The organism is Burkholderia sp. USMB20, assembly GCF_000949135.2.
Lineage (GTDB): Bacteria > Pseudomonadota > Gammaproteobacteria > Burkholderiales > Burkholderiaceae > Burkholderia.
Genome location: NZ_JTAN02000017.1, coordinates 145,257 through 170,073, shown reverse-complemented (window position 1 = coordinate 170,073; position 24,817 = coordinate 145,257). Strand labels below are relative to the sequence as shown.

Annotated in this window: 27 protein-coding genes and 1 pseudogene; 17 read left to right on the top strand and 11 right to left on the bottom strand. The window is 67.2% G+C overall.

Going from position 1 to position 24,817, the window contains the following annotated elements:
* Window positions 1-62: 62 nt before the first annotated feature.
* Window positions 63-479, top strand: coding sequence for a hypothetical protein (locus PL79_RS20940; RefSeq protein ID WP_044845050.1), 417 nt, complete (start codon window positions 63-65; stop codon window positions 477-479).
* 193 nt (window positions 480-672) lie between these two features.
* Window positions 673-1,293: a hypothetical protein gene (locus PL79_RS20935; RefSeq protein ID WP_044845049.1), complete on the top strand. Its 621-nt coding sequence runs from the start codon at window positions 673-675 to the stop codon at window positions 1,291-1,293.
* 418 nt (window positions 1,294-1,711) lie between these two features.
* Here the strand turns inward: PL79_RS20935 and PL79_RS20930 are convergent, their stop codons facing one another.
* Complete coding sequence (locus tag PL79_RS20930; RefSeq protein ID WP_044845048.1) at window positions 1,712-2,455, bottom strand: DUF695 domain-containing protein; 744 nt, start codon at window positions 2,453-2,455, stop codon at window positions 1,712-1,714.
* A gap of 201 nt (window positions 2,456-2,656) precedes the next feature.
* Here PL79_RS20930 and PL79_RS20925 point away from each other — a divergent pair, with 201 nt between their 5' ends.
* The 3 genes from PL79_RS20925 to PL79_RS20915 all read left to right on the top strand — a co-directional run bounded on the left by PL79_RS20925 (window position 2,657) and on the right by PL79_RS20915 (window position 4,352).
* Entirely contained in the window at window positions 2,657-2,965 is a 309-nt protein-coding gene (locus PL79_RS20925; RefSeq protein WP_044845154.1) for a hypothetical protein, read from the top strand.
* A gap of 260 nt (window positions 2,966-3,225) precedes the next feature.
* A complete protein-coding gene (locus PL79_RS20920; RefSeq protein ID WP_044845047.1) occupies window positions 3,226-3,699 on the top strand; it encodes a VOC family protein in 474 nt (157 codons plus the stop codon).
* A gap of 434 nt (window positions 3,700-4,133) precedes the next feature.
* Window positions 4,134-4,352: a hypothetical protein gene (locus PL79_RS20915; protein WP_044845046.1), complete on the top strand. Its 219-nt coding sequence runs from the start codon at window positions 4,134-4,136 to the stop codon at window positions 4,350-4,352.
* A gap of 178 nt (window positions 4,353-4,530) precedes the next feature.
* On the opposite strand, the gene PL79_RS20910 is transcribed toward PL79_RS20915, so the two are convergent.
* The gene (locus PL79_RS20910) at window positions 4,531-5,154 is read right to left on the bottom strand and encodes a phospholipase D family nuclease (protein ID WP_044845045.1); all 624 of its coding nucleotides are present in this window, start codon (window positions 5,152-5,154) and stop codon (window positions 4,531-4,533) included.
* Between the two features lie 417 nt (window positions 5,155-5,571).
* Window positions 5,572-6,054, bottom strand: a complete 483-nt coding sequence (locus PL79_RS20905) for a winged helix-turn-helix transcriptional regulator (protein ID WP_044845044.1) — start codon at window positions 6,052-6,054, stop codon at window positions 5,572-5,574.
* A gap of 169 nt (window positions 6,055-6,223) precedes the next feature.
* Here PL79_RS20905 and PL79_RS20900 point away from each other — a divergent pair, with 169 nt between their 5' ends.
* Together PL79_RS20900 and PL79_RS20895 are read left to right on the top strand one after the other, a co-directional pair.
* Entirely contained in the window at window positions 6,224-6,661 is a 438-nt protein-coding gene (locus PL79_RS20900) for a PaaI family thioesterase (RefSeq protein ID WP_044845043.1), read from the top strand.
* Between the two features lie 198 nt (window positions 6,662-6,859).
* Window positions 6,860-7,912 (top strand): NADP(H)-dependent aldo-keto reductase, encoded by a 1,053-nt coding sequence (locus PL79_RS20895; protein ID WP_044845042.1) that lies wholly within the window; start codon window positions 6,860-6,862, stop codon window positions 7,910-7,912.
* A 97-nt stretch (window positions 7,913-8,009) separates the two neighbouring features.
* On the opposite strand, the gene PL79_RS20890 is transcribed toward PL79_RS20895, so the two are convergent.
* Both PL79_RS20890 and PL79_RS20885 read right to left on the bottom strand, forming a co-directional pair.
* Window positions 8,010-9,296: an MFS transporter gene (locus tag PL79_RS20890; protein WP_044845041.1), complete on the bottom strand. Its 1,287-nt coding sequence runs from the start codon at window positions 9,294-9,296 to the stop codon at window positions 8,010-8,012.
* Window positions 9,297-9,331: 35 nt separating this feature from the next.
* Entirely contained in the window at window positions 9,332-10,753 is a 1,422-nt protein-coding gene (locus tag PL79_RS20885; RefSeq protein WP_135801104.1) for a M20 family metallopeptidase, read from the bottom strand.
* A 163-nt stretch (window positions 10,754-10,916) separates the two neighbouring features.
* Here PL79_RS20885 and PL79_RS20880 point away from each other — a divergent pair, with 163 nt between their 5' ends.
* From PL79_RS20880 to PL79_RS20865, 4 genes and pseudogenes are all read left to right on the top strand, one after another.
* The gene (locus PL79_RS20880; protein ID WP_044843618.1) at window positions 10,917-11,870 is read left to right on the top strand and encodes a LysR family transcriptional regulator; all 954 of its coding nucleotides are present in this window, start codon (window positions 10,917-10,919) and stop codon (window positions 11,868-11,870) included.
* 64 nt (window positions 11,871-11,934) lie between these two features.
* Window positions 11,935-12,924, top strand: a pseudogene (gene mnmH / locus PL79_RS20875) (tRNA 2-selenouridine(34) synthase MnmH); the annotation flags it as partial.
* 120 nt (window positions 12,925-13,044) lie between these two features.
* Window positions 13,045-14,103 (top strand): permease, encoded by a 1,059-nt coding sequence (locus PL79_RS20870; RefSeq protein ID WP_135801122.1) that lies wholly within the window; start codon window positions 13,045-13,047, stop codon window positions 14,101-14,103.
* A gap of 224 nt (window positions 14,104-14,327) precedes the next feature.
* Window positions 14,328-14,750 (top strand): hypothetical protein, encoded by a 423-nt coding sequence (locus tag PL79_RS20865; protein ID WP_044843615.1) that lies wholly within the window; start codon window positions 14,328-14,330, stop codon window positions 14,748-14,750.
* Between the two features lie 61 nt (window positions 14,751-14,811).
* On the opposite strand, the gene PL79_RS20860 is transcribed toward PL79_RS20865, so the two are convergent.
* The 3 genes from PL79_RS20860 to PL79_RS36370 all read right to left on the bottom strand — a co-directional run bounded on the left by PL79_RS20860 (window position 14,812) and on the right by PL79_RS36370 (window position 16,895).
* The gene (locus PL79_RS20860; RefSeq protein WP_044843614.1) at window positions 14,812-15,645 is read right to left on the bottom strand and encodes an ABC transporter permease; all 834 of its coding nucleotides are present in this window, start codon (window positions 15,643-15,645) and stop codon (window positions 14,812-14,814) included.
* Between the two features lie 6 nt (window positions 15,646-15,651).
* The gene (gene nodI / locus PL79_RS20855; RefSeq protein ID WP_044843613.1) at window positions 15,652-16,566 is read right to left on the bottom strand and encodes a nodulation factor ABC transporter ATP-binding protein NodI; all 915 of its coding nucleotides are present in this window, start codon (window positions 16,564-16,566) and stop codon (window positions 15,652-15,654) included.
* 164 nt (window positions 16,567-16,730) lie between these two features.
* Window positions 16,731-16,895, bottom strand: coding sequence for a hypothetical protein (locus tag PL79_RS36370; RefSeq protein ID WP_185500322.1), 165 nt, complete (start codon window positions 16,893-16,895; stop codon window positions 16,731-16,733).
* On the opposite strand from PL79_RS36370, the gene PL79_RS20850 reads away from it, so the two are divergent.
* Window positions 16,894-17,391: a universal stress protein gene (locus PL79_RS20850; RefSeq protein ID WP_044843612.1), complete on the top strand. Its 498-nt coding sequence runs from the start codon at window positions 16,894-16,896 to the stop codon at window positions 17,389-17,391. The two genes, PL79_RS36370 and PL79_RS20850, sit on opposite strands and share 2 nt — an antisense overlap.
* 92 nt (window positions 17,392-17,483) lie before the next feature.
* Here PL79_RS20850 and PL79_RS20845 read toward each other — a convergent pair whose 3' ends face one another.
* The 3 genes from PL79_RS20845 to lexA are packed head-to-tail and all read right to left on the bottom strand — an operon-like array spanning window position 17,484 to window position 19,218.
* Complete coding sequence (locus PL79_RS20845) at window positions 17,484-18,176, bottom strand: DUF2939 domain-containing protein (protein ID WP_044843611.1); 693 nt, start codon at window positions 18,174-18,176, stop codon at window positions 17,484-17,486.
* A gap of 29 nt (window positions 18,177-18,205) precedes the next feature.
* Window positions 18,206-18,544: a hypothetical protein gene (locus PL79_RS20840; protein ID WP_044843610.1), complete on the bottom strand. Its 339-nt coding sequence runs from the start codon at window positions 18,542-18,544 to the stop codon at window positions 18,206-18,208.
* Window positions 18,545-18,570: 26 nt separating this feature from the next.
* The gene (gene lexA / locus PL79_RS20835) at window positions 18,571-19,218 is read right to left on the bottom strand and encodes a transcriptional repressor LexA (RefSeq protein ID WP_006754655.1); all 648 of its coding nucleotides are present in this window, start codon (window positions 19,216-19,218) and stop codon (window positions 18,571-18,573) included.
* Window positions 19,219-19,482: 264 nt separating this feature from the next.
* Between lexA and PL79_RS20825 the strand changes: the two genes are divergently transcribed.
* The 5 genes from PL79_RS20825 (at window position 19,483) to PL79_RS20805 (ending at window position 24,577) form a co-directional block, all read left to right on the top strand.
* Complete coding sequence (locus PL79_RS20825) at window positions 19,483-20,520, top strand: sulfate ABC transporter substrate-binding protein (RefSeq protein ID WP_044843609.1); 1,038 nt, start codon at window positions 19,483-19,485, stop codon at window positions 20,518-20,520.
* 134 nt (window positions 20,521-20,654) lie between these two features.
* Complete coding sequence (gene cysT / locus PL79_RS20820) at window positions 20,655-21,554, top strand: sulfate ABC transporter permease subunit CysT (protein WP_044843608.1); 900 nt, start codon at window positions 20,655-20,657, stop codon at window positions 21,552-21,554.
* On the top strand, window positions 21,551-22,498 hold the full coding sequence (gene cysW / locus PL79_RS20815) for a sulfate ABC transporter permease subunit CysW (protein ID WP_044843607.1): 948 nt from the start codon (window positions 21,551-21,553) through the stop codon (window positions 22,496-22,498). The genes cysT and cysW overlap by 4 nt, the downstream gene beginning before the upstream one ends.
* 13 nt (window positions 22,499-22,511) lie before the next feature.
* Window positions 22,512-23,570: a sulfate/molybdate ABC transporter ATP-binding protein gene (locus tag PL79_RS20810; RefSeq protein WP_044843606.1), complete on the top strand. Its 1,059-nt coding sequence runs from the start codon at window positions 22,512-22,514 to the stop codon at window positions 23,568-23,570.
* 80 nt (window positions 23,571-23,650) lie between these two features.
* A complete protein-coding gene (locus PL79_RS20805; RefSeq protein WP_044843605.1) occupies window positions 23,651-24,577 on the top strand; it encodes a CysB family HTH-type transcriptional regulator in 927 nt (308 codons plus the stop codon).
* The last annotated feature ends 240 nt before the right edge of the window (window positions 24,578-24,817 follow it).

The window sequence follows — 24,817 nt, the reverse complement described above, 5'->3', positions numbered from 1 at the left end:
TGAAACCGGACTGGCGTGGCACATCAATAAGAACCGAGAGAGCGGAGTGGCCGCAGAAAATCATGTCGCCTGAACTTGAGATCGAATATCTCGATTACCACTTCACAGCGACGCTCGAAACCCGGGAAACGGGGCGGGTCGCCGTGACCGAATGGCAACTGGATTCCGTTTCCCGAAGCAAGACGCTCGCGTGGGTCGTGTTCGACCGTTTTCTGAAACGCAACGACTTCGCCGACGAGGACGACGCGCGCGCCAGTATCGTCGACTGGCTGGAGCAGCTGGTCAGCCCGCGGGGCGCGCCGCTCGTCGAAATCCCAGCTGCGAAGGCGGTCGCAGCAGGTGCTGCCGCGGGTACCGCCAGTGCGGTCGCCAGCGATTCTTCGGTCGAAGAAACCATCAGCGACGTCGTCGTCGAAATCGCCAGCGATCTCGACTGGATCGACATGATTGCGGAATGGTTCACGGACGGCCCGGCGTAGCGTCGGATTTGCACCGTTCCATCCAGCAAGAGTGGGTTGGATCGTGAAACGTCGTTTCACGAAAATCCGGAAAGAAAAGCGCGGATTCACGGAAAGCGGCATCACGCCGCTTTGACGATGCATGCGCGATACCGGAGACTGGCGCGCGATTTGAAAATCGCCGATATAAATCAAAAAAATCCGGACTTGAAACATGAAAAGAAGAACGCTGCTGACCTCCGGCGCGATCGTCGCTGCCGCCAGTCTGGCAGGATGTACCGCGATGCTGTTCGAAAACGGCCGATACGAAGAGACGGTCGATCGATTCCTCGTCAGCGAGGACGGCAAGAAATTCGTCGTGCTCGGCAACCAGTATCACTACATCTTCGACATGCCCGCGCATCTCGGCGCCGTGCTGGCTTCGTCCTACCGGAAGTCGATCCAGGCGGCGCTCTATGGATTCGTCGCGCAGGGCAGCAAGATCTCGGGCGAATACCGGCTCGTGCTTTCCCGCGCCGGCATGACGGACGACGATTGGGCGCGTGCGCAGGCGGACGGCTTTACGACGTCCCGTCAAGGCGAGCTGAGCATGGAAGGCGCGCTGAACGGTTCGCGCTATCGGGCCGACGGGTTTGAGCAGGGCAAGGCGTGGTCGTCGTTTTCCCATACCTACACGATCGAGGTCGACGATCGCCTGACGAAGGGCGACAAGGCCGTTCGCGTGCTTGCGACGCCGGTCACGCTGGCGGCCGACGGCGTGATGATGATCGGGGCTGTCGTGTTGTTCCCCGTGATCGTCGTGGTCGCCGCGCCACTCGCCGGCGTCGCGCGCTGACCGCGACGTGCCGCATGCGGTGCCGGCGCGTGCGGCCTTTCCGGTTGAAAGGGTGAGTTGCCGCACAGACGGTTGCACGGGCCACGATGACAATCTGGCCGGTTGACCGTTCTACCCCGGCCCGGTCAACCGTTACCCCGCTCGCTCGCGCAGGAGCGGGGGCTTTTTGGCCGCACGACGCATGCAAGCCGCGTCGGCGGAACTGGACAGGCGTTCGGCAGACGACGTTTCGCGTCCCGGCATCCGTTCGCCTGATCCGCATGAATCGCATTCCTCGTGCGTGAGCGATCGCTTGGGGCCGATCGCCGGTCGCGGCCGGCGATGCCTGGATCCCGGCGGTACGCGGTTGCGCCGCCGGGATGCTTTTGATCCCGAACCCGCCACGGTCCGATCGCGCGTCACGCGCGTGTCAGCGCAATCAGCCTGCCTGCTCGACGCTGGTTTCCCAGCCGTCGTATTCGCCGCCGAGAGAGTGCACCTCGCGATTGATCTCGAGTGTATGGTGCGTGATGTCGGCCAGCACCGTCGTACCTTCGTGCGCGAACCGCACGGCCGATTTGCCGTCCTCGGTGGGCGCGACCGATTCGACCAGATAGCCTTTCGACTCGGCCCAGTCGGCGAACTGGTGCGCGTCGCTGGGGTCCGGGAAGTAGGCCCAGTGCATCACGCGCCGGCTCACGTCGCTCACGTCGCCTTTCTGCCGCAGCGCCTCGAGCACGCGCATGTCGCGCATCAGTTGCCAGTCGTCGTCGGTCGGGTAGAGCGTGCGCCAGTACGTTTCCTTGTCCGGATCGTCCTGATAGGCGTACTGAAGTGCGTAGGTCGTCTGTTCGGCCAGCGAGTCGACGATCTCGCCCGCGGCTGCTTCGTCGAACGGCACGTAGAACAGGAAATCCTGGTTGCCGTCGACCGTGATGCGGCCGACCTGCACGCCGTTTTTCGCGGTCACCGCGGCGTCCAGCAGATCCTCGATCTTCGTGAGATCGGCGAATTCGTCGCCGCTCGGCAGGCCGTCGGGCGTCGGATGCGCAAGGGTGACGCGCACGCTGAGCAGCGACGTGCGCGGGTCGCTTTCGGCGATTTCCGCAAAGCCGTGATTGAAGCTGATGAAGGCCTGATGGTCGCCCATTCTGGCAGGGAAGGTTCCCCAGGCGTCGGTCATGTGTTTCTCCCGTGCACGATTGTCTGTTGACGGTTGCAAAGCGTCCCAATGTATCATCGAAAATCGCGTTGGCCGAAGCTGCGTGCCTGGGTGATCGCGCGTCCGGCGGGTCCGGTGGCGATCGAACGCGTGCTGTCGCGCCATCGCCGGTTTCCATCGTCGGGCGTTCGCCCGGCCGCAACCGTTTCGAAGGAGAGTCCGATGTCGATGTTCGCGGTGAATGGTGTCCGAATCGATGTGCGCAGTGCGCGTGTGACGCACGTGCGCTGGGCAGCTGTCAATCCGGCGGACCGGTCGTGGGCGGCGACGCCGAGCGAGGCGTCGGTGGCGGAAGTGGCACGTGCGCTCGCGGCCGGCAACGACGTTCGCGCCGTATTTGACGAAGCGGACGGCACAGCGGTGGGGCCGCGGCTGAAGCGCGTGCTGTATCGCGACGCGTCGGAGGGGATCGAACTCGACATCGATGCGACGAGCGAGTCGCGCACGTTGCGCGACCTTCCGCAGATCTGAGCGGCGATCGGCGCCTGTTCCGCGAGCCGTGCCATCGCGCACGAGGCCATGCCCGGATGCGCGATCGCCCCATTGGAGGTCGCACGCTGCCTGATGCTCGCGCGTTGTCGGGCCGAACCTGTTCCGGCGCCTGTCGCGAATAAAAAAATGTCGTCCGGCGTGTCGATTTCCGTCGAGTCCGTCCGTCGTAGCATCGGAGGCGCGCGCATCGTGCGTCCGTCCCGATTTCCGACACGACACCGACTGAAGGAGCGACACCCATGACCACATCCGTCAATCCGATCCCGGAAGGGATGCGCACGCTGACGCCGCATCTGATCTGCGCCGGCGCCGCCGCAGCCATCGACTTCTACAAGCGCGCGTTCAACGCGACCGAACGGTTCCGCCTGCCGACCCCGGACGGCCGGCTCGCGCATGCATGCCTCGCCATCGGCGATTCGACGCTGATGCTCGTGGATGAAATGCCGGAGCACGGCGCACTCGGGCCGAAGACGCTGAAAGGCACGCCGGTCTGCCTGCACCTGTTCGTGCCGGACACCGACGCGGCGATCGCGCAGGCCGTCTCGGCCGGCGCGACAGTCACGATGCCGGCCGCCGACATGTTCTGGGGCGATCGCTATGGGCAAGTGGAGGATCCGTTCGGCCATCGCTGGTCGATCGCGACCCACCAGCGCGACCTGACGCCCGAGCAGATCGCGGAAGCGATGGCGAGCGCGCCGCCGTGCGGAGCCTGACCGGGCCGGGCGAATCCGGTTGAACGCGACTGAACGTGGCTCATGGCCGCGCGTATCGGCGCGCGGCTCGTCCGTGCTCAAGTGCCGGCGCCGTTGTTTCGCTGCTTGTCCTCGTATTCGTACCCGTGCCGATCGGCCGATCCGAGCCGGTCGGCGACCGCGCGATGCCGCGCGGGATCGTATGTCGCTCGGCGCTCGCGCAAGCCGGGCGGCGTGCTTCGCTTCTGTCGATACCGCAACGCTCGACGAGCGCCCGTCGAGCAGCATCACGCATTCTCCATCGTGCTGCCACCACGCGTTGTAGCCGTGTCGATGCGATACGGACGCTTCACGCGTCGTGCGTTGCTGCCGGCCATGCAATTCGACGCCCGGTGCTCAAGCTGTCCGACGTGATGCCGTAAACAGGGCAAGATCAATCGTTCATCTAACGCACCATGGTTCGAATCCTGTACGCGGGGTATCTCGCGTTGGCGCTGTATCTGCTCTATCCGATGGTCCAGAACACGTTGACCTTCAGTGCCGACTGCGTACTCGACGCGTTGCCTGGCGGTACGCGCGATTGGCCGAAGCCTTCGGCAAGCGATGCGCGTGCGCATGCCGGCCGGTGCGTCGCGGCCACGCAGATCGCCGAGCGCTCGCCCGACATCCACTGATTTCAACTGATTCCAGCGATCGCGGCGCCGTCACGCCCGGTGTGCAGGCCATTCGGCCAGGTTGATCGCCATGCAATGCGCACCGATCATTGACGACATCACGACGCGGATGTGCGACGACGGCGCGCGTCGGCCGCACCGTACGCGAACGGCGCCTGTGATCGCGTGCGGCGAAGCGTCAGTACGACGAGCGGTACGGCGTGCCCTGGTCGAAGCGGCTTTGCCAATGCGCGAGGTAGCGCGACGCGAGTTGCGGATTGTTCCAGACCACGACGACGTTTTCGGAATTGCGGCTGGCTGCCGAAGCGCTGTAGTTGAACGAGCCCGTCTCGACATGTTCGGCATCGATCACGAGGTACTTGTCGTGGTGGATCGCATAGGCGTCGATCGTGCGTGTCGAAATGCCCGCGTTGACGAGCAGGTTCAGCGCCTGCTTGCTGCTCTTCGCGCGATTGCCCTTGTCGTCCACGACGACCGCGACATTCACGCCGCGTCGCTTCGCGGCGAGCAGCGCGCGCGTGACGGGCGGCGACGTGAACGAGTAGGCGGCCACGCGAATCGAGGTGCGCGCGGCGCCGATTGCCTTCAGCACGAGTGCCTCCGCACCGCCATCGGGCGAGAACGCCGATTCGACGGCCTGCGTGGCGGGCGCTTCATGGGTCGGAGTCGGCAGCAGTTGCGCGATGAAGTCGAACGCCTGCTGCAGCAGCGATTCGTTGTGCGTCTTGCCGAAGGCGGCGAAGGGTGTGGCGAGGAGGGAAGTAGCGAGGCAGGCGGCGGCGAGGCGTTTGCGCGACAACATCTTGGACAGCGAATCTTTTTTGAGACAGCGGGCCGTGAGTGTAACGCAGACACGGCGGCGCGGTCACGCCCGGATGTGAATGGAAGACGCTGGATGGCTGTCTGCAGCGCTCGACGTGGTGATGTTCATCATGCCGCGCCGCGCCTGCATCGGCTCGGCAGTCGTGCCGGGTGACGGAAGTCGATGCGGTGCGCGTGTGTGCGCAGATGGCACGATCCCTGCGTGACGAACGGCGCGCGCGTGCGGGCGCAGGGTCGATGCGGCGTGCGATCGACGAGACGGGAACGGCAGGCAGGGCGCGGCAACACGAACGATGCGCGTCGGGCGAAGACGCATGCAACACGCGCACGCATGATGGCCGCGCCGCGCTGTCATGGGCGTACCCATGTGCGTACGACCGGCGCTCAGCGCGACGCGTCACGCATCGTGCGTTCCGGCCACCTCGTGCGCGACCCAGCCGGGCCCGGGTTCCGGCTGCACGTGGCGCGGGTCGAGCGGCTCACCGCACGCCGAGCACACCGCGACCGCATGCATCAGCTGACCACAGGTGCGATGGCGCAATTGCACCGGCGGCCCCTGGCCGTCGTCCTTCCAGCGATCGCCCCAGGTCATCAGCGCGAGCAGGGCCGGGTACAGGTCGAGGCCTTTTTCGGTCAACCGGTATTCGAAACGCGGCGGGCGTTCCTGATACGCGCGCTTGACCAGTACGCCTTCGTCGACGAGGCGCGCGAGCCGCTCGGCCAGTACGTGACGCGTGAGGCCCAGCTGCGTCTGGAATGCATCGAAGCGGCGGCAGCCGAGAAAGGCGTTGCGCAGGATCAGCATGGTCCAGCGATCGCCGAGCACGGCAAGCGTGCGCGCGACCGAGCAGTTCAGCGTACCGATGTCATCCCATTTCATGATCGAGTCTCGTGCGACGGTTCAGCGAAGGAGCGGGTTCGATTATAGAACTGAGCTTCGGTTGCACAGGGCGCCGGCTGCATTGACAAGCCTGGCGCGCTTGTCAATAATCAGTTCCAATTTGGAACTTACTCGCGCGGCGACGCGCGTTCAATCAGGAGACAACCCGATGAATCCGCTTTCCCTGTCCGGTCTCGAGCTGCTGCGCGCGGCGGCGGCGGGCGACGTGCCGCTCGCGTCGATCTCGGAGACGATCCCGATGCGGCCGCTGGGCGTCGAGCTCGGTTACGTGAAGTTTTCGGCGCGGGCGGACGGCCGGCACCTGAATCCGCTCGGCGGCGTGCACGGCGGATTCGCCGCGACGGTGCTCGACTCGGTCACGGGCTGCGCGGTGCATTCGATGCTCGACGCGGGCGTCGGCTACGGCACGGTCGACCTGCACGTGAAGATGCTGCGTCCCGTGCCGCGCGACGTCGACCTGATCGCCGAAGGGCGCGTGATTCACCTGTCGCGTTCGCTGGGCGTCGCCGAAGGCACGCTGAAAACGCCGGACGACAAGATCGTCGCGCATGCATCGGCGACCTGCTTCATTCAGCGGCCGCAGTAACGGGAGGCGTGGCGTCGTTACGCCCGGCGCGGCCGTCCGGCGCCATCCACCGGACGACGCGCGCGAAGGCGGCCGTATCCGTATCGGCGAGGGCTGAACGCGCATCGAAGGCCGCCTGTAAGTGAACGCATCGGCCATCTGAAGCATTCGCTTCAGTGTGATAGCGTTTCTGCTTTCCACTGACGCGACAGGAACAGCATGGAATACCGCACACTCGGCGATTCGGGCATCGAGGTCAGCCTGATCGGTCTCGGCACGATGACGTGGGGCGAGCAGAATTCGGAGCGCGACGCGCACGAGCAGATCGATTACGCGCTCGGGCAGGGCGTCACGCTGATCGATGCCGCGGAAATGTATCCGGTCCCCCCGAAGCCCGATACCCAGGGCCGCACCGAGCAGTACATCGGCACCTGGCTCGCGCAGCATCGTGCGCAGCGCGACCGGATCGTGCTCGCGACGAAGATCGCGGGCCCGGCGCGGCAGCCGCACAATCCGCGCCATATTCGCGGAGAAGGCAACCAGTTCGACCGCAAGAACCTGACCGAGGCGCTCGACGGCAGTCTCAAGCGCCTGCAGACGGATTATGTCGACCTGTACCAGCTGCATTGGCCCGATCGCAGCACGACGACGTTCGGCCGCCCCGCGTATCCGTGGGTCGACGATGCGTATACGGTGCCGATCGAGGAAACGCTCGGCGTGCTCGCGGAATTCGTGAAGGCCGGCAAGATCCGCGCGATCGGCGTGTCGAACGAAACGCCGTGGGGCGTCGCGCAGTTCCTGCGCGCGGCCGAGAAGCTCGGGCTGCCGCGCATCGCGAGCATCCAGAATCCGTACAGCCTGCTGAACCGCACGTTCGAGAACGGCCTGTCCGAATTCACGCATCGCGACGGCATCGGCCTGCTCGCGTATTCGCCGCTCGCGTTCGGCTGGCTGTCCGGCAAGTACGAGAACGGCGCGCGTCCGGCCGGCGCGCGCATCACGCTGTTCGAGCGCTTCCAGCGTTACAGCAAGCCGCAGGCGGTCGAAGCGACGTCACGCTACGTCGCGCTTGCGCAGCGCCACGGGCTGTCGCCCGCGCAGCTCGCGCTCGCGTTCGTCAACAGCCGGCCGTTCGTGCGCAGCAACCTGGTCGGGGCGACATCGCTCGCGCAACTGAAGGAGAACATCGGCAGCATCGGCGTGAAGCTGTCCGATGAGATCCTCGCCGAGATCGACGCGCTGCACGAGCTGCAGCCGAATCCGGCGCCGTAACGTCACCGTAAATGGCGCGCGGCCGGTGCGGCACGGATGGCGCGACGGGCCGCATCAGGCGCGCATTGCCGCGCCGTCGTTTCCTTCGTGAACGCGGTCAGCGCATCCCGAGCCGCGTGCGCGCGACCAGCAGAGCGACGAGGCTCAACACAGCGCAACCGATCAGGTACAGCGCCGGCGACAGCCGGTTGCCGGTCGCGCTGATCAGCCACGTGATCACGAACGGCGCGAAGCCGCCGAACAGCGTGACGCCCGTGTTGTAGCTGACGGCGAGACCGGTCGCACGGGTCTGCGACGGAAACAGCTCGGCCATCAGCGCCGGCAGCGCGCCGCAGTACGTCGCCTTCAGCAGGCCGATCCAGATCAGCGCGGCGAGCATCGTCGCGAACGACGCGTGATGCGTGAGCCACGCGAACGTCGGCCAGACGGTGACGAGCATCAGCACGGCGGCTGCCGCCATCACGCGGATCCGTCCGGTGCGATCGGACAGGTGGCCGACGAGCGGCGTGACGAGCGTCAGCACGAAACCGGTCGCGAGCGTCGCCGCGAAGCCCGTCGATGCCGGCAGCCCGAGCTGCTTGATCGCGTACGTCGGCATGTACAGCACCATGTAGTTGATCGCGGTCGAGATCACGAGCACGCCGATCGACAGCAGCACGCGCATCTTCTGGTCCGCGAACAGTTCGCGCACGGGCGCTTCCGAGCGCGCCTGCGTCTTGAACTCGATGCCTTCGTCGACGTAGCGGCGGATGTAGAGCCCGACCGGGCCGATCGCGAGGCCGAACAGGAACGGCACGCGCCAGCCCCAGCTTTCGAGTTGCGCGGTGCTCAGCGTCGACGTCAGCAGTGCACCGAAGCCCGATGCGAGCAGCGTCGCGAGACCCTGGCTCGCGAACTGCCAGCTCGACATGAAGCCGCGCCGCTGCGGCGCGTGTTCGACGAGGAACGCGGTCGAGCTTGCGAATTCGCCGCCGGCGGAAAAGCCCTGCATCAGCCGCGACAGCATGATCCCGAGCGGCGCGAGGATGCCGATCGACGCATAGGTCGGCATCAGCGCGATCAGCAGCGTGCCGGCCATCATCATCGCGATCGACAGCAGCAGCGACGCCTTGCGGCCCGCGCGGTCCGCGTAGGCGCCGAGCACGAAGCCGCCGATCGGCCGGATCAGGTAGGACAGCCCGAACGTGCCGAGCGTGAGCAACAGCGAGGTCGCCTCGCTCGTCGCGGGGAAGAACAGCTTGGCGATCGTCACCGCGAAAAAGCCGTAGACGATCAGGTCGAACCATTCGAGCGCGTTGCCGATCGACGCGGCGAAGATGATGCGGCGGATCTTCGCGGTGCTGGGGCGCGCGGCGTCCTGCGAGGTCAGGGTGGTCGTATTCATCGTGTGAGCAGTCCCGAGAAAGGGGGCGAAGCGCGTTACAGGGCGGCGCCGGCCGCGGCGGGTGCCGCGCGGCGAACGCGCGGCGCGGCGTCGCCGAGATCCCAGAAGAGGCCGGCCATCATCTGCAGTCCTTCCCGCACGACGCTCGCGAGCAGGTGCTCGTCGGGCGCGTGCTGCGAGCACGCCGGATACGAGTGCGGCACCCACAGCGTCGGCAGCCCGAGCGTGTCGGCGAACACTTCGTTCGGCAGTGTGCCGCCGAGGTTCGGCAGGATCGCGGGCTTCTTGCCGGTCGTGCGCGCGAGCGACGCGACGGCCCAGCGGACCCACGGATCGTCCGGCGGCAGGCGCGTCGCCGGTGCACCGCGTTCGACGTCGATCTCGATGTCGGCGAAGCCGTGCGCATCCAGATGCGCGCGCAGGTGCGCATGCAGCGCCTCCCAGTCGGTGCCGACCACGAAACGCAGCTGGCAGTGCGCATACGCGACGGGTGGAATCGCATTGACCGGATGGTCGGGATTGCCGGCCTTGAACGCGAGGATCTCGAACGTGTTCCAGCCGAACACGCGCTCGGCGGCGGAGAGTCCCGGTTCGCCCCAGTCGGCGTCGAGCGCCGGATCGCCGGGGCCGCCGCCGACGGACAGGTCGGCGAGCGCGGCGCGCACGGCGGCCGGGATCGGCGGCGGGCGCAGCCCCGCGACGCGGATCGCGCCGCGCGCGTCGACGAGGCTTGCGAGCGCGTTCGCGAGCACGGTCGCCGGGTTGCGCAGCAGGCCGCCCCAGTTGCCCGAGTGATGGCCGCCGTCGCGGGCGCGCAGGCTGAGCTTGAAGTTGACGGAGCCGCGCGAGCCGAGGAACACGGTGGGGCGTTCGGCGGTGACGCGTGGCCCGTCGGACGCGATCAGCACGTCGGCCGCGAGCGTGTCGCGCTCCTGGCGGCACAGTGCGTCGAGGCCCGGCGACCCCGTCTCCTCGCCCATCTCGATCAGCAGTTTCGCGTTGAAGCCGAGCCGGCCGCCGCGCGCGGCGAGCACGCTCGCCAGCGCGGCCAGGTTGATCGTGTGCTGCCCCTTGTTGTCGGCACTGCCGCGGCCGTACCAGCGATCGCCGTCGACGGTCAGCGTCCACGGCGACAGCGGCGCGCGCCATTGCGCGTCGTAGCCGCGCACGACGTCGCCGTGGCCGTAGATCAGCACGGTCGGCAGTGCGTCGTCCTCGTGGCGCGAGGCCAGCAGGAACGGGCCGCCGCCGTCGGCCGGATTCTCGACGATCCGCGACGTGAAGCCGAGGCGCGCGGCCTCCGGTGCGATCTCGTCGGTCAGGTAGGCGCGCAGCGCGGCGCCCGAGCCGCTGTCCTGGCTTTCGGTGCGCAGGCCGACGCGGCGGCTCAGGGTCGTGAAGAACGCGCCCGATTCAAACTGGTTCAGCGCGTGCTGGATGGCGGCGGTACGGCTCAAGACGGTCTCCTGTATCGGTTTTCCGGCGGGCGCGGCGCGCACGACCGGGAGTGCGATCGATTCTAGGAAGCCGTTTTTTTTGTCACAATGATCGAATTTCGAACATTTCTTTGCCGAAAAGGCAAAGCGGAGCGGCCTGCGCGACGGGCCCGGGGACAGAACGATGGCGGCTTTCCTGCATGGTCTTGCGCTGCGGTATTTCGTCGAAGTGGCGCGCACCGGGTCGATCAGCGACGCATCGGCGCGGCTGCACGTGGCCGTCTCGGCGATCAGCCGGCAGATCGCGAAGCTCGAAAGCGAGCTCGGCGCGCCGCTGTTCGAGCGCCGGCCGCGCGGGATGGCGCTGTCGGAGGCCGGCGAACGGTTGCTGGGCTTCGCGCAGCGCAGCCTACTGGAGGCCGAGCACGTGATGAAGGAAATCGGCGGGCTGGAGGCGCTGCACGGCAGCCTGCTGAAGGTCGCCTGCTCGGAAGGGTTCGCGATCGATTTCCTGCCGGGTGCGCTCGCGGGCTTCAAGGCGCGCCACCCGGGCGTCGATTTCTCGGTGTGGGTCGTGTCGCCGGCGGAGGCGACGCGGCGCGTGCGCGACGGCGATGCCGACATCGGGCTGACGTTCAGCCTGGCGCCGGAGCAGGGCGTACGCGTCGAACACACGGAGCGTGCGCCGGTCTTCGCGCTCGTGCGGCGCGACCATCCGCTCGCGGCGCGCGATTCGGTGTCGCTCGCCGATGTCGCCCGGCACCCGCATGTGCTGCCCGAGGCCGGCACGACGGTGCGCCAGCTGATCGACATCGCGTGCGTGCTCGACGGGCTCATGCTCGAGCCGGAACTGACCAGCAACAACACCGCGGTGATGTACCGCTACGCGCAGCGTACCGGTGCGGTCATGTTCACCGGGCTGCTATCGGTACGCGACCGCTTCGACGCGGACGGCTTCGTCGTCGTGCCCGTCACGAACCCCCAGCTGCGCGAGCGCAGCATCCAGGTGCAGACCATGGCGGGGCGCGATCTGCCCGCGTCGGTGCGCGCGTTTCGCGACCATCTGATCGACGTGATGAGCGCCGCGTCGTCGCCGCCGGTTGCCGCGCGCGGCCCGGGACGCCCGAGCGTGAGATAATCGCGAATCCGCCTTCCGTGCCCGTGCGGCTCGCCGAGCCGCATCGCCCCTGTTCGACGCCAAATTGAAGAACCTGATTGTCACCCTCGATCGCGCCGGCGAGTTCGACGAGATCATCGACGTGCGCACGCCGCTCGAATTCGCCGAGGATCACATCCCCGGCGCGCTGAACGCGCCCGTGCTCAGCAACGAGGAGCGCGTGATCGTCGGCACGATGTACCGTCAGGTGTCGCCGTATGAAGCGACGCGCGTCGGCGCGGCGATGGTCGCACGCAACATCGCGCGCCATCTCGACACCACGTTTGCAGACCGTCCGCGCAACTGGCGGCCGCTGATCTACTGCTGGCGCGGCGGCAAGCGCTCGGGTTCGATGACGACCTGGTTCAACCTGATCGGCTGGCAGGCGCGCCAGCTCGACGGCGGCTACAAGGCGTACCGCCACTCGGTGTGCGCGACGCTCGACACGCTGCCGACGCGGTTTCGCTATATCGCGCTCGTCGGTCATACCGGCTGCGGCAAGACGCGGCTGCTGAACGCGCTGCGCGACGAAGGGGCGCAGACGCTCGATCTCGAGGCGCTCGCGCGCCACCGCGGCTCGCTGCTCGGCGCGCTGCCGGGCCAGCCGCAACCGTCGCAGAAGGGCTTCGATTCGGGGCTCGTCGAGACACTCGGGCGTTTCGACCCCGAATGGCCGGTGTTCGTCGAATCGGAAAGCCGCAGGATCGGGCTCGTGCACCTGCCGATCGCGTTGATCGACGCGTTTCACGCCGGGCCGTGGGTGCAGGTCGAGGCGGCGCACGACGAACGCATCGCGTTTCTCCTTGACGACTATGCCCACCTGTTCGACGAGCCGGCCGCGTTCAAGGCGCAGCTCAATCGGCTGATCGGCCTGCACAGCCGTGACGAGGTGGCGCACTGGCATGCGCTGATCGATGCCGACGCGCGGGCCGAGCTGTTCACCGAACTGATCGACAAGCATTACGATCCCGCCTATGCGCGCACCTACCGCGCCACGTACAACAAGCCGAACCCGCACTGGCGTTCACTTTCCGGCGAATGCGCCGACGGGCGCGGCAAGGCGCGCGCGCCTCGACGCCCTCGCGCAGGCGGTGCCGGGCTCGGCCGCCGGCGGGCGGCGCGAGCGACACCGACCACACCCTACGACCACCGCACGATGACGACCACCGCACCCAACCCAGTCCGGGCGTCGGCTGGGCTGACCTTCCTGCTGATCGCGGTCGCGGGACTGTTCTACGTGAAATGGTTCCCGTACTACAACAAGGCGTTCGTCGCCGCCGAGCATCATTCGATCGGCCAGTCGATCCTGATGGGCACGTCGGCGAGCGCGCCCGAGCCGTCGCTGAAGGCGGCGCTCGACTACGCATGGGCGTACGGCAAGGCGATCTGGCAGGCCATGGTGCTCGGCCTGCTGCTCGGTTCGGCCGTGCAGGCGCTGCTGCCCGCGCACTGGGTCGCGCGCGTGCTCGGCCGCACGGGCTTCGGCAGTGTCGCCGCGGGCGGCCTGCTGTCGCTGCCGGGCATGATGTGCACGTGCTGCGCGGCGCCGGTCGTCGCGGGCCTGCGTGCGCGGCACGCGTCGCCGGGCGGCGCGGTCGCGTTCTGGCTTGGCAACACGGTGCTGAATCCGGCCGCGCTGGTGTTCATGGGCTTCGTGCTCGGCTGGCACTGGAGCGCGTTGCGGCTCGTGCTCGGCATCGCGATGGTGTTCGGGATCGGCTATCTGCTGAACCGCATCGCGCGTCCCGAGGACCGCAGTATCGACGACGCGCAACTCGCCGCGCTGGTGGCCGAACAGGCTGCCGCAGGCAATCCGTTCGTCCGCTGGATGAAGCTGCTCGCACGCATGGCCGTGCGGCTCGTGCCCGAATACATCGTGCTCGTGCTGCTGCTCGGCGCGGCGCGCGCGTGGCTGTTCCCGCATATCGGCCCGGACATCGGCAACCATCTCGGCTGGATCATCGCGTTCGCGGTCGCGGGAACGTTGTTCGTGATCCCGACGGCCGGTGAAGTGCCGATCATCCAGGCGATGCTGTCGCTCGGCATGGGCGTCGGCCCGGCCGCCGCGCTGCTGATGACGCTGCCGCCGATCAGCGTGCCGTCGCTCGCGATGCTCGCGCGGTCGTTCAAGCCTTACATGCTGGCGATCGTCACGGGCCTCGTCGTCGTGTTCGGGATCGTGAGCGGGCTGCTCGCGATCGCATTCGGGTTCTGACGGACTCGCGGACGGGACGGCGAGCGGGCGCGACGGCCGGACAAGTCCGGCTCGCGTGGCCGATCGAGGCGCGGAGCACGACATGCCCGGCTGCCGGCGACCGGACCCTGCGCGATGGCCGCCGCGGCGTGCGCCGACCGGTCCCGTCGCATGACCGTCGTATTCATCCGGCGCCGCCGCCTCACGCGCGCGGTGCCCTTTACAAGAAGCAAACAGGAAAACGCATGACCCAACCGAAGATTCATCCTCGACTCGAAAAGGCGCTGACACGTGGCGATCTCGCGATCCGCCAGGCCAATTCCGCGCGGGCGACTGCCGTGCTGAACGCGCTCGGCACGATGATCATCGAAGCCTCCGCCACGATCGGCGTCGAGGCCAGCATCGAGATTCCGCAGGGCGACCGCATCTACGATCCGGTAAACGGCCTGTGGCCGCAGAAGATGCTGGTGTCGTTCGACGGTCCGGTCGACGAAGCCGACGCGGAAGAACTGCGCGCGGTCTATCTGGTTGCCGACGATCCGGGTACGCAGTTCCGCGTCGAATGGCATCGTGCGGACGGCAAGCTCGGCCGCCACGAAGGCGGCCCGCTGGCGACCGTCGCATTCCTGACCGACGTCGAGATTCCGTGGAGCGACGACGACGAGTAACGCCGCTGCCGCTTCGTCGCCACTTCGTCGCAGCGAGCCGGCGCGCCGTGCGCGCCGGCCGTCAGCGCATCATGCGCCGCCGGAACAGCCACGCGGAGACGATGAATCCGCCGACCGCATAACCGGCGAGCACCGCGAGATGCAGGCCGGCGTCCGTCGCCGGCCGGCCGAGCATCGCGGGCCGGATCAGTTCGACCGCGTTGGCGAGCGGCAGCACGTGCGCGGCATGCTGTGCGATCGGCGGCAACTGCGTGATCGGGAAGAACACGCCCGACAGCAGCAGCATCGGCGTCAGCACGAGCGTCTGATAGAACATGAAGAAGTCGTAGGACGGCGCGAGCGCGGTGACGATCATCGCCGTGCTCGCGAACGCGAGGCCGGCGAGCACGATCACGGGTAGCGCCGCGAGCATCGACGGAAAGCGCGCATAGCCGAGCAGGCCCGCGACGAGCATGATCGCGACGCCCGACAACAGCGCCTTGCTCGCCGCCCAGACGATCTCCCCGAGCACGATGTCGCCCAGCGCGAGCGGCGTGTGCATGATCGCTTCCCAGGTGCGCTGCACGTGCATCCGCGAGAAGCCCGAATACATCGACTCGAAGCTCGCGGACATCATCACGCTCGAGCCGACCGTGCCGGCCGCGAGGAACGCGATATACGACACGCCGTCGACGTGGCCGAGCATCAGGCCGAGCCCGAATCCCAGCCCGAACAGGTAGATCATCGGATCGGCGAGATTGCCGAACAGCGACGCGAGCGCGAGCTTGCGCCACACGAGGTAGTTGCGCCGCCACACGGCGATCCAGTTGGTGGCATTCGCGGGCAGCGCGACTGCGAAGCGGGATTCGCGTGGCGGTGCGGACGGCGCGGCGGCGGAATAGTTGCGTGCGTCCATGATCGATCAGTCCTGCATTTCGCGGCCCGTGAGCCGCAGGAACACGTCTTCCAGATTGGCCGGACGATGCAGATAGCGCAATCCCGTGCGACCCTTGAGCCGGGCGCTGAGCGGCTCGGGATCGCTCACGTAGCAGAACAGCGTCTCGCCGCTGATCTCGGTGCGTTTCGCGAACGGCGTCAACTCGTCGCGCAGCGCGACCGGGTCCGGCCCGTAGATCTCGATCACGTCGCAGCCGATCTCAGATTCGATCAGCGCGTGCGGCGCGCCTTCGGCGATCTTGCGGCCTTCCTCGATCACGCACAGCCGGTCGCACAGGCGCTCGGCTTCCTCCATGAAATGCGTGGTGATCAGGATCGTCTTGCCGCGCGCGAGCAGCGAACGCAAGCGCTCCCACATCAGGTGCCGCGCCTGCGGATCGAGCCCGGTCGTCGGCTCGTCGAGTACCAGCACGTCCGGATCGTTGACGAGCGCGCGCGCAAGCGTCAGGCGGCGCTTCATCCCGCCCGACAGCTCGCCGACCTTCGCATCGGCCTTGTTTTCCAGCTTCGCGAATTCGAGCAGCGGCTGCACCAGCGCGCGTGAAGCCTGCGCCGACATCCCGAAATAGCGGCTGAACACGAGCAGGTTTTCGCGGACCGTGAAGTCGGGGTCGAGGTTGTCGAACTGCGGGACGACGCCGACGCGCTGGCGCGCATGCCGTGCGCGCGACGGAACCGGCTCGCCGCACAGTGAAATGGTGCCGGCGTCGGGATACACGAGGCCGAGCAGCATCTTCAGCGTCGTGGTCTTGCCGGCGCCGTTCGGCCCGAGCAGGCCGTAGCATTCGCCGGCCTGCACGTGGAAGGACAGGCCGTTGACGACGAGCTTGTCGCCATAGCGTTTTTCGACGTTCCGGAAATCGATCGGTGCAACGGACATGGGCAGGTTGTCGTTGTAGGCAGGCGCGGACGCGTTTCGCGGCCGGCCGGATGGGCATGCCGCTCGGCGAACGGATCGGGCGAATGCGTGTCACATGGGCATGACCGGGGCGAACGCACGTCGAGGACACGAACGGGCCATTCTAGTGCATCGGCTGCGTCTCTTCAGGGCGCGCACGCGCGCGACGGTGCATGCGCGCACGGATCGTGCACCGCATCATCGCCGACGCGCCCCGCGTGGCGAATCAGCGTTTTCCATCCCTTGCGTCCGGAATTGCGGCGCACCATGATGAGTGCATAGGGCACGTTGTCGCGATAGGGAGGTCTCATGGCTAGCTACAACAAGATTCTGCTGTGCTACGACGGCACGCTCGAAGGGCGCAAGGCCTTGCGGTGCGGTGCGAATCTCGCGCTGGACCTGAAGGCGGAAACGCATTTGCTGTCGGTCGTCGACATGCGCTCGAGCATCGCGCAAAGCGCGGGGCTGCTGACCGACGTCGCCTGCGGCCGCTTCGAGGAAACCGCGCGCGAGATCCTGCAGGAAGGCGTGAACTGGCTGCGCGAGCGTGGCGTCCAGGCCGAAGGCCATTTTGCGTTCGGTTATCCGATCGACGAAATCGCGAATCTCGCAACCGAGTTGAAGGCCGACCTCGTCGTTGTCGGCCATCGGTGCCGCAGCGGATTGTCGAGATGGTGGATGGGGTCGGGCAATACGCAACTGCTCGATCGCGTGAACTGCAGCATTCTGGTCGCGTGTTCGTCAGCGGAAGAGCAAAAGGCCGAGATCGCGCGCGAACGCGAAGCGGCCACCGCGAGCGGCAAGTGACACTGTGATCGTGTGACCGGCCGGGTTGTCCTGCGATCCGCGCCGGTCGCTCGCCGTGCCGCCGCAGCGGCATCGATCCCGATCGCGACCGCTCACGCGTGCAGGTCGATCGCGGACAGCTTCCATGAAAACAGGCCGAAGCGGTGGAAGATCGCCGCATAGCGCGTGCCGTCGGCACTGCGCTGGTAGGTCACGACAAATTCATCGATATTCCGGTAGCCGGCGCTCGTTTGCTGCGGATGGCGCGTGTCGCCCGGGCCGGCTGGCGCGGATGCGGGGGCCGGCGCGGACGCGACCGAGGCATTGCTGCCCGGTACGGGTGTGCTCGCCGGATTGGCCGGCGGTGCGGCCGATGCGCTGCCAGGCGCACCGCCTGACGGCGGGCCCGACCATTCGGGTGGCCGCTCGCCCGGATTACCGCGCGGGGGAATGCCGCTCATCAGCGCCGCGACGCCTTCCGGTGTCGCATACGCATCGACGAGCGGGCCGATCAATGCAGAGCCGATCAGCGCGCCGATCACCGCGAACGGGTTGTCCTTCTTCACCGCGTCGATCCGGTGCATCAACTCTTCCGTGACCTGCTGCTTCAGGCTGATGCGCAGCGACGGAAAGTCGACATATTCGCTGACCGATTGCGCATCGCGCGCATCGATCGCCGATTTCAGGCGACCGAGCGCGACATACGGCGATGCGTACGCATAGCCGATCGCCACCAAAACGGCGATGGCCAGCACGACGATCAGCAGGGGCTTGAGCCGCCACGCGCGGCCCGAAGATCCAGTCACGATGCCTCCGGTGCGGACAGGTTCCGCAATCAGAGACCGCCGTGCGTGGCCGATCGTTCCTCGTCGATGCAGCGATCGATCATCCGGCACACGGCATCGATCGTCCCGACCATGATCAGGCGCGACCGGCCGTGATAAACGCGCACGGGCGCACGGCGCGCCGGTTCCGCGTGGTGCAGGCCGGCGTTCAGCGAGACCCGTGCGAAGGCGGGAAGCGCTGAGGGCAGCAGCGACGCCTGCCGTTCAACTGCGACTTCTTGGCTCACCACGGGCGCCGCGGCGGACAGCGGCGCGCAGGGCGTGCGGCCGCGCAGGTGACGCAGGCGACCGAATTGACGGAAAGGCAGCAAACGGGAAAGGCGTTCCATGATGTTCTCCTCAGCGAGACCGATTGTCAGAGTTCGCCCGAGCGGATCAGCCCGACGGCGATGCCTTCCAGCGCGAATTCCGCGCTGCCGGCCTTGACGAAGATGTTTTCGTAATCCGGGTTCTCCGCGATCAGCTCGAGGCCGCCTGGCCGGCGCATCAGGCGCTTGACCGTGACGTCGTCGCCAAGCCGCGCGACGATGATCTGGCCGTCCTTCGCTTCCGTGCGCTTCTGCACGGCGAGGAGGTCGCCGTCGAGAATGCCGGCGTCGCGCATCGACAGGCCGCGCACCTTCAGCAGGTAGTCGGGCTTGCTGGTGAACAGCGCGGGATCGCACGCGTAATGCTGCGAGATGTGCTCCTGCGCGAGGATCGGGCTACCGGCCGCCACCCGGCCGACGAGCGGCAGCGACAGTTGCATCAGGCCGGCATGCGGCAGCGTGAACTGATGGGGGGCGTCGTCGATGCCGAGCAGGCGGATGCCGCGCGACGCGCCGGCGGCCAGCTCGATCACCCCTTTGCGCGCCAGCGCACGGAGGTGTTCCTCGGCCGCATTCGGCGAGCTGAAGCCCAGCTCTGCCGCGATCTCGGCGCGCGTGGGCGGGAAACCGGAGCGCTCGATCGCGCGGCGGATCAAGTCGAACACTTGCTGCTGACGGGCGGTGAGTTTGGTCATGGCTGAACTGTATGGATAGACAGTGAGCTGTATTTTTATACAGTGCTTCGCGAATTTCAAGTGTTACTTGAAGTTCGACGCGATCGCGCCGGTTCCGACGTGATTTCGCGACGCCCGGACGCCGGTTCATCTGCCTCAACCGTCCATCCCGTCTGCGTTAGCACTTTTGAGTATTAAAAAATAAGGAACGATTATTTTTAATCATGTAACCCGTTCGCTAGACTGGCCCGACATCGCAATACCGACAACACTGGAGAACCAAGGATGGCGAAGCGCAATACGGGGCTGGTGGGCGGAGTGGGCCGCCTGATCGCAACACTCGCGCTGGGCGCGGCGGCGGCGCTGGGCGTCGCGACGCGTGCCCAGGCCGATACAACGTTCCTGAACGTGTCCTACGACCCGACGCGCGAGTTGTACCAGGACTTCAACCAGGCGTTCGGCAAGGCGTGGAAGGCGCAGACGGGCGAGACGGTCAACTTCAAGCAGTCGCACGGCGGCTCGGGCGCGCAGGCGCGCTCGGTGCTCGACGGCCTGCAGGCCGACGTCGTGACGCTGGCGCTCGCCTACGACATCGACGCGATCGCCAACAAGGGGCTCGTCAACAAGGACTGGCAGAAGCGCCTGCCCGACAACGCATCGCCGTACACGTCGACGATCGTGTTCCTGGTGCGCAAGGGCAACCCGAAAGGGATCAAGGACTGGGATGACCTGACCAAGCCGGGCATCTCGATCGTCACGCCGAACCCGAAGACGTCGGGCGGGGCGCGCTGGAACTACCTGGCCGCATGGTCATACGCGGTCCACAAGCCGGGCGGCAACGAGCAGAGCGCGAAGGAATTCGTGACGAAGCTCTACAAGAATGCGGGCGTGCTCGACTCGGGCGCGCGCGGTGCGACGACGAGCTTCGTGCAGCGCGGGATCGGCGACGTGCTGATCGCGTGGGAGAACGAGGCGTTCCTGTCGATCAAGGAATTCGGCACCGACAAGTTCGAGATCGTCGTGCCGTCGGTGAGCATCCTGGCCGAGCCGCCCGTTGCCGTGGTCGACAAGGTGGTCGACAAGAAGGGCACGCGCAAGCTGGCCGAGGCCTACCTGAATTTCCTGTACAGCCCGCAGGGCCAGGAAATCGCGGCGCGCAACTACTACCGTCCGCGTTCGAAGAACGTGCCGGCGGACCTGACGAAGCAGTTTCCGAAGCTGAAGCTGTACACGGTCGACGACACGTTCGGCGGCTGGACGAACGCGCAGAAGACGCATTTCGCGGACGGCGGCGTGTTCGACTCGATCTACAAGCCGCAGTAACACCAGGCAGCAAACCACAACGACAGCGGCGCGCCACGACAGCGCGCCGCATCCCCGACGGCCCGCCGGCGCGATTCCCCGCGCCGGCGTTCGCGTCGGACCCGTGAGCAGCAACGACCCAGCAAGAGCATCCGATGACGACGTACACCTTTCGCAAGCCGAGCGCGCTGCCCGGTTTCGGCGTGACGCTCGGCATCACGGTGGCCTATTTGAGCCTCGTGGTGCTGATCCCGCTCGCCGCCACGTTCCTGAAGACCGCGACGCTGTCGTGGGACCAGTTCGTCACCGCCGTCGCGTCGCCGCGCGTACTCGCGTCGTACCGGCTGACGTTTGCCTCCGCGCTCGGCGGCGCGGTGATCAATGCCGTGTTCGGCTTTCTCGTCGCGTGGGTGCTGGTGCGCTACACGTTCCCGTTCAAGCGGCTCGTCGACGCGATCGTCGACCTGCCGTTCGCGCTGCCGACGTCGGTCGCCGGCATCTCGCTTGCCGCCGTCTACGCGACCAACGGCTGGGTGGGCCAGTATCTCGCGCCGTTCGGCATCAAGATCGCGTTCACGCCGGTCGGCGTGCTGGTGGCGCTGACCTTCATCGGGCTGCCGTTCGTCGTGCGCACCGTGCAGCCCGTGCTCGAGGATTTCGAGCGCGAGCAGGAAGAGGCCGCCGCGTGCCTCGGCGCAACGCGCTGGCTGACGTTCCGCCGCGTCGTGCTGCCGGCCGTGCTGCCCGCGCTGCTCACCGGCTTCGCGCTGGCGTTCGCGCGCGCGCTCGGCGAGTACGGGTCGGTGATCTTCATCGCCGGCAACGTGCCGATGAAATCCGAGATCACGTCGCTGCTGATCATCACGAAGCTCGAGCAGTACGACTACGCGGGCGCGACCGCGCTGGCGGTCGTGATGCTGGTCGTGTCGTTCCTGATGCTGCTGCTCATCAACACGCTGCAGTGGTATCTGCAGCGCCGCACGAGCAAGGGCGCGAGCGGCCCCGCGCCCGCGACCGTCACCGTTGCCGCGACTGCCGCCGGAGGCCAGCAATGAGCCAGGAGTCCACCGCCGTGCTGAACAACCCGTCCGCCGCGCGCGTGCGCGCCGCGAAACAACCGGATCCCGTCAGCGAGCCGCGCGCCGTGCGCTGGCTGCTGATCGGCGTCGCGCTGGCGTTTCTCGCGTTCTTCCTCGTCGTGCCGCTCGCCGCGGTGTTCTTCGAGGCGCTGCGCAAGGGCGTCGGCTTCTATCTCGAATCGCTCGCGGATCCCGACGCATGGTCGGCGATCAAGCTGACGCTGACCGTCGCCGTGATCGCGGTGCCGCTGAACCTCGTGTTCGGCGTGTGCGCGTCGTGGGCGATCGCGAAGTTCGAATTCCGCGGCAAGGCGTTGCTGACGACGCTGATCGACCTGCCGTTCTCCGTGTCGCCGGTGATCTCGGGCCTCGTCTACGTGCTGCTGTTCGGTGCGCAGGGCTGGCTCGGGCCGTGGCTGCAGGGCCACGACGTGCAGATCATCTTCGCGGTGCCGGGCATCGTGCTCGCGACGATCTTCGTCACGTTCCCGTTCGTCGCGCGTGAACTGATCCCGCTGATGCAGGCGCAGGGCACCGACGAGGAGGAGGCCGCGCGCGTGCTGGGCGCGTCGGGCTGGCAGATCTTCCGGCGCGTGACGCTGCCGAACGTGAAGTGGGGCCTGCTGTACGGCGTGATCCTGTGCAATGCGCGCGCGATGGGCGAGTTCGGCGCGGTGTCGGTCGTGTCCGGCCACATCCGCGGCGTGACCGACACGATGCCGCTGCACGTCGAGATCCTGTACAACGAATACAACTTCGCGGCGGCGTTCGCGGTGGCGTCGGTGCTGGCGCTGCTCGCGCTCGTCACGCTCGCGCTGAAGCTGCTCGCCGAGCGTCACCTCGCCGCCGAACTGGCCGGCGCACGCGATGACGTTCCCGCTCATGCCGGCCCCGCCGCCGCCATTTCGTCGAAATCGTAAAGAGGCAACCAGAATGGGTATCACCGTCCGTCACCTTCAGAAGCGCTTCGGCGATTTCACCGCGCTCGACAACGTGTCGCTCGACTTTCCGCCGGGCGAGCTCGTCGCCCTGCTCGGGCCGTCCGGCTGCGGCAAGACCACGCTGCTGCGCGTGATCGCGGGCCTCGAGCACGCGGACGCCGGCCAGGTCGTGCTGCAGGGGCTCGACGTCGCGTCGGTCGGCGCGCGCGAGCGCCAGGTCGGTTTCGTGTTCCAGCATTACGCGCTGTTCCGCCACATGACCGTGTTCGAGAACGTCGCATTCGGGCTGCGCGTGAAGCCGCGCCGCGAGCGGCCGTCGGAAGCCGTGATCCGCGAGAAAGTGCACGAACTGCTGAAGCTCGTGCAGCTCGACTGGCTCGCGCAGCGCTACCCGTCCGAGCTGTCGGGCGGCCAGCGTCAGCGGATCGCGCTGGCCCGCGCGCTCGCGGTCGAGCCGAAGGTGCTGCTGCTCGACGAGCCGTTCGGCGCGCTCGACGCGAAGGTGCGCAAGGAACTGCGCGGCTGGCTGCGGCGCCTGCACGACGACCTGCACATCTCGACGATCTTCGTCACGCACGACCAGGAGGAGGCGCTGGAAGTGGCCGACCGGATCGTCGTGCTGAACCGCGGTCATGTGGAGCAGGTCGGCAGCCCGCAGGACGTCTACGATCATCCGCAAAGCGCGTTCGTCTACGAATTCCTCGGTGCGGCGAACCGGTTGCCGGGCACGGTCGCCGGGCGCGGCTTCGTGGCCGAGGGGGCGGCCGCGCCGATCGCGGTCGACGCCGATTTCGCGGGCCCCGCGAACGCATACGTGCGGCCGCACGACCTGCAGCTGTGGCCGGCCGGCGACGACCATCGCGACGGCATCGCGGTCGACGTGCGCCGCGTGATCCCGCTCGGCGGCTCGGTGCGGGTCGAACTCGAGGCGCGCACGGGCGGCGCACTCGAAGCGGAACTCGATCGCGACGCGTGGCGTGCGCTCGCGCTGCAGGTCGGCGACGGCGCGACGGCCGTGCCGCGCGCGGTCCGCGTGTTTCCCGCGCACTGACGCCCGGCCGCGGTAAAGAGAAGAGGGCGGATACCGCTCCGAATCGACATTCAAACAACGACAGCCTAAGAGGCATACCCATGAATTTTCAGCAATTGCGTTTCGTGCGCGAGGCCGTGCGCCAGAACATGAACCTGACGGAAGTCGCGAACGTGCTGTACACGTCGCAGTCGGGCGTGTCGAAGCAGATCAAGGATCTCGAGGATGAACTGGGCGTCGATATCTTCATCCGGCGCGGCAAGCGGCTCACGGGGCTCACGGAGCCCGGCAAGGCCGTGCACCAGCTGATCGAGCGGATGCTGCTGGATGCGGAAAACCTGCGCCGCGTCGCGCGCCAGTTCGCGGACCAGGACAGCGGCCACCTCGTCGTCGCGACGACCCACACGCAGGCGCGCTACGCGCTGCCGAAGGTGATCCGCCAGTTCACCGAGGTGTTTCCGAAGGTGCATCTCGCGCTGCGCCAGGGCAGCCCGCAGCAGATCGCGCAGATGATCCTGAACGGCGAAGCCGATCTCGGCATCTCGACCGAGGCGCTCGATCGCTATCCGGACATCGTCACGTTCCCGTGCTATTCGTGGCACCACACGGTCGTCGTGCCGAAGGGGCATCCGCTCGTCGGCCGCGAGAACCTGACGCTCGACGAAATCGCCGAGTACCCGATCATCACGTATGACCAGGACTTCACGGGCCGCTCGCACATCGACCAGGCATTCGCGCAGGCCGGCGCCGTGCCCGACGTCGTGCTGACTGCAATCGACGCGGACGTGATCAAGACCTACGTCGAGCTCGGGATGGGGATCGGCGTCGTCGCGGCAATGGCCTTCGATCCGCAGCGCGACACCGGGCTCGTCGCGCTCGACACGCAGCACCTGTTCGAGGCGAGCACGACGCGGGTCGGGTTGCGCAAGGGCGCATTCCTGCGCGCGTATGCGTACCGGCTGATCGAGATGTTCGCGCCGCATCTTAACGAAGCGGAAATCGCCGGGCTGCTGCGCGAAGCGGTCTGACGGCGGGACGATGTTCCGGGGGCGCGGTGGGCGCCCTTCGGACGCGTTGCATCGGGCGCCGATGCTGCATCCGCCATTTCAGGGCGTGCCGACGCGTCGGTCCTTCGATCGAAGCTGTCGCTCACAAGCCGGGTTGCCGTGAGCGGCGACCGTCATCTGATCGCCGGTCAACAGAAAAACAAGACGGCGCATGCGCGTGCCTCGCTTCGATCATGTAACGCGCCGCAATCGGCACGTGCA